We start from the raw sequence: 4,409 nt of genomic DNA, 5'->3' as shown, positions 1-4,409 counted from the left end.
AACACCCCCCCCTTTTCACTAATAAGACGTCATACGCGATGAATTAAGGTATAGTGGGATAGGAGATGTGTATAAGAGAAATGATGCTCGGATGCAGTCTGTGCGTGGCCCGCACCGCAGCGTCCGCACGCGCTCGCGCCGGCACACGAGCTCGCAGCTGCTGCCGACGACTTCCTGTGAGCTGTGCACCGCAGGTTCGGGGCGCGAGGGCGATGCCACCGACCGGCATCATCTCTGGGTTCCAGTCCGCGTCCAGGATGGTGAACCCATGGCGGGCTCGGCGGACAACTTTTCTGTGAGCCATTGTCGTGTTTCAGCGATTTGCCACGAGATAGTGGCCAGACCCCGTGTAGCACAACGAAAAAGCGGCCGATGCGCACCGATCACATGTGATCATCGTAGTGTTCACCGGCTCGCGACAGGGGTGGCGCCGACGTGACTGCTGAATTGTTCTTCCGTGCGCCCGTTCTCGTCGACCGGACCGATGAACTGTCCTGGCTGGAGTCGTGTCTGGACGAGGCGGGTGCCGGTGCGGGGCACGTCGTGCTCCTCGAGGGACCGGCGGGTATCGGCAAGACGACCGTGCTCGACGAGCTGCGCAGGCGCGCGCAGGTCAAGGGGTGGGAGGTGCGTTCGGCGCGCGGCGGCGAGCTCGAGCGTGGCTTCGGGTTCGGTGTGGTTCGTCAACTGCTCGAGGCCGGACTTTCCCGTGCCGAACCCCGCGAACGTGCCCGGTTGTTGTCGGGTGCGGCGAGTCTGGCCGAGGCGGTGTTCACGTCGGTGGACCCCGCGGCAGGCGGTGACGTCGCCTTCGCAACCCTGCACGGCCTGTACTGGCTGGTGGCCAACATCGCCGAACGATCGCCGGTACTGATCGCCATCGACGACCTCGGCTGGATCGATGAGCCTTCCCTGCGATTCCTGCGGCATCTGGCCTTGCGTCTGGACGGGTTGCCTGCGCTCATCGTGGTGACCGCGGGCCCCGGTGGTGAGCGCCACCGCCGCGATGTCGAGGAGTTTCTGCTCGAAGCGCGGCCTGCGGTGCTGCGTCCGCTGCCGATGTCGCTGCCCGCTGTCGCGACGCTGCTGCGGGACAGGCTCGGTGCGCAGGATCAGCAAGACCTCGCGCGGGCGTGTCTGGCGGCGACCGGGGGCAATCCGTTCCTGCTCACCGAGTTGCTCGGCGCGCTGCACCGGCGCGACGACGCCGGTGCGTTCGATCCGTCGGCGGTGGCGACGCTGGCGCCCCGGCGTGTCGCGGCAGCGGTGCTGGCCCGGGTGAGCCGGATCGATGCAGCGGCACCGGGATTCGCGCGGGCCCTCGCCGTGCTCGGCGACAGCGCCCGTGTCGAGGACTGCGCGCGGCTCGTCGAGCTCGACCCGACCGCGGCAGGTGTGCTGGCCGACGCGCTGGCCGCTGTCGCGGTGCTCGAGCGCGGCGCACCGTTGCGGTTCGTGCATCCGGTCGTGCGCGCAGCCATCTACGGCGATATCCCCGGTGCCGAGCGCGCTGCCCTGCATGCCCGTGCGGCCGGCCTGCTGGCCGCGCAGGGCGCCGACCCCACGGCCGTCGCCGCGCATCTGCTGGTCACCAGTCCGTCCGGTGACCAGCACGTGGTGACGCTACTGAGAGGCGCCGCCCAGCGGGCCGCCGCGGCGGGAGCACCGGACGCCGCCGCCACCCTGCTGCGCCGCGCGCTCGACGAACCACCCGCCGCGGTGGACCGCCCACAGCTGCTGTTCGAACTCGGCACCGCTGAGCACGAGATCGGCGCAGGCGACGCCTCCCTGCATCTGCGCCTGGCAGGCGAGACCGCGGTCGACCCGGTCGACCGGGCCCGCGCCGTCATCGCGCTGGCTTGGACGACCCACGCCGATCCGTCGTGTCAGCGTGACCAGATCGCCCTCTACGAACGCGCGGCCGACGATGTCGGTGACCACGATCGCGAGCTCGCTCTCCACCTGGAAGCCGCCAAACTCGGTGCCTTGCTGGGTAATCCGGGCCTGCCGACCAGATTCGAGGACGAAGCGGCGCGCTTCGGTACGCTGCCAGCGCAGTCGGCGGCCGAATGCCTGCTGTTGTCGTTCGTGGCCCGGCGCGCACTGGCCACGGGCGGGCCGGTGGCCGAGGCGGGTGACCTGGCCGAGCAGTCGGCGGCGCATCCGGCGCTGACCAGTCACGGTGGACATCCTTTGTGGCGCACCAACATCACGTTCTGCCTGATCGCGGCCGAGCGCTACGGCATCGCCGTGGATCTGCTCACCCGGGCCGCACGTCATGCCGAACGCACCGGTTCGCCGCAGTGGACCGCGCGGGTGCTGTGGTTGCGCGGGCTCACCCGCCATCGGTGCGGTGACCTGCGGGGCGCCGAAACCGATCTGCGGGCCGCCGTCGACGCGCAGGGGCTGACCCACACCCACTTCCAGCACACGGTCTTCCCCCTGATCGACGTTCTCATTGATCAGGGACGGCTCGACGAGGCCGCCGCGCTGCTGACCGGCAACGGACTCGACGGCGAGTTCGACCCCGAGCCGACGTCGATCAGCTCACAGATCGTGCGCGGCCGACTACGCGCCGCGCGGGGCGAATTCGCTTCCGCGCACAACGATCTCGTCGACGCCCTACACCGGCTGACCGCGACACGTGGACTGCTGCCCGGGGACCACGACACCCGCATCGCCCTTGTCCCCGTGCTGGCCGCGCTCGGCGACGATTACGGCGCACGGGGACTGGCCGACGCCGCGCTCGCCGCGGCCACCGCCGCGCAGTCACGGCGCGCGATCGGTGGCGCCCTACGGGTGTCCGGCCTCCTTCGCAATGACGCCGAGGGCCTCGACCTGCTGCACCACGCCGCCGAGATCCTCGCCGACTCACCCTCCTTGGTGTGGCGGGCCGAGGCTCTGCTCGACTACGGTGGCGCCCTGCGCCGATCCGGCCGGACAACCGCCGCCCGCCCGCCGCTGCGCCAGGCCATGGAGCTGGCGCACCGGTGCGGCGCCGCGGGGCTGGCGGAGCGGGCGAGGGGGGAATTGCGGGCCGCGGGTGGGCGTCCCCGCCGTCGTGCGGGCACCGGTGTCGAAGCCCTGACCAGCCGCGAACACCGGGTCGCCGAACTTGCCGCGCGCGGCAGTTCGAACAAGGAGATCGCCCAGTCGCTGTTCGTCACCTTGCGGACGGTGGAGATGCACCTGTCCAGCGCCTATCTCAAGCTCGGTATCCGGTCCAGGAACGAGCTCGCCGTTGCGCTGCGCGGATAGGTGCGTTCACTGCGCCCCCGACAGCTGGGTGATGATCACCAGGTTGTCGAATGTGTCGTCACCTTCGGGCGTGGTGTCGCACGTCTCGAGGATCAGCCGGCCCGGCACGTTCACCAACAGGTCTGTGCGCCGGGCTATCTCACGTTTGGGTACGCGGAAGACCTCCTGGACCGTATAGGAGAGAGTGCCGTTGGCGGTGCCCACCGTGACGGTGTGCCCGACCCGCACCCGCTCCAGTGCAGCGAAAGGTACCTCGGTGCCGGACCCGTCGTCGAAGTTGTGGCCGACGATGAATGATGTTCCCTTGGAATCGGTTCCAGGACGGTTGCTGTCGGTGCGGAAGACCGGCCGGTTGTCGACCGGTTCCACCCGGCCGTTCACAGCTTTGATCCCGGCCGGGTTCAGCGTTGTCCGCCCCAGCACGCCCGGTTCGATCGCGATCCAGATCGGCGCCGACTGCCGGACCTGCCTGACCGGCCGAGTACTGGCCGGCCCGGTGGTCTCCGGCGCCGATGTCTCCGTCTGGACCACGCCGGGCGTCAGCACACTCTGCAGCAACCCGCTGGCCTGTGCGGCGGACACACCGATCAACAGCGTCCCGCCGAACAGTGCCACCTTCGCCAGGGTAGACATGGCCATTATCGGGCGCGGCGAACCAGCAGCGACACACCAGCGGTGACCAGTAGGGCAGCGCCGACACCGCCGGTGATCCACCACCAGCCCGAGACTGTGCTGTCTTCCGCGCCCGGATCACGGCCGGTCACGATCTCGGCCGGTGGGGTCTCCAGGATCACTTCGCCGGCCTCCTGAGCTACCTTCGCTTGCTCAACGGTCTTGACCTTCTCCGGGTAGTAGCCGGTGAAGACGATGTCCTTGCCGTTCTGATAGCCGGTGCACAGGCGACCGGAAGGTGCTCGATAGGTGTAGACGTGGCAACCGCACTTCTTGTCGTAGTACGACGGGATCTCGGGGACGATGACGAGGAGATCGCCGGTGACGCAGATCAGGTATCCACCTTCGGTGCGGCACTCCGGCTTCGGCTTCGGGGTCGTCGGCGGCGGGGTTTTGGCCGCGGGGGGGGGGTGTGGGATATTCGGGGTGGGTGTTTGGGGGTCCGGCGCTCGCGCCCTGTGTGTGGGTGGGTCGCCCGC

At 69.2% G+C, this 4,409-nt stretch carries 2 protein-coding genes and 1 pseudogene; 1 reads left to right on the top strand and 2 read right to left on the bottom strand.

Annotation, left to right across the window (positions count from 1 at the left end):
• The first annotated feature begins 435 nt into the window (after positions 1–435).
• Positions 436–3,258: an AAA family ATPase gene (locus tag ACFWPJ_RS25860; protein ID WP_378855022.1), complete on the top strand. Its 2,823-nt coding sequence runs from the start codon at positions 436–438 to the stop codon at positions 3,256–3,258.
• Between the two features lie 6 nt (positions 3,259–3,264).
• On the opposite strand, the gene ACFWPJ_RS25855 is transcribed toward ACFWPJ_RS25860, so the two are convergent.
• Both ACFWPJ_RS25855 and ACFWPJ_RS25850 read right to left on the bottom strand, forming a co-directional pair.
• Positions 3,265–3,891, bottom strand: coding sequence for a class F sortase (locus tag ACFWPJ_RS25855; RefSeq protein ID WP_378855020.1), 627 nt, complete (start codon positions 3,889–3,891; stop codon positions 3,265–3,267).
• A gap of 5 nt (positions 3,892–3,896) precedes the next feature.
• Positions 3,897–4,409: pseudogene (locus ACFWPJ_RS25850) on the bottom strand (hypothetical protein); the annotation flags it as partial.

The sequence above is a fragment of the Nocardia sp. NPDC058497 genome, assembly GCF_042720195.1.
Lineage (GTDB): Bacteria > Actinomycetota > Actinomycetes > Mycobacteriales > Mycobacteriaceae > Nocardia.
The sequence above is the reverse complement of the archived record's forward strand: the minus strand, read 5'-3'. Positions and strand labels throughout refer to the sequence as shown.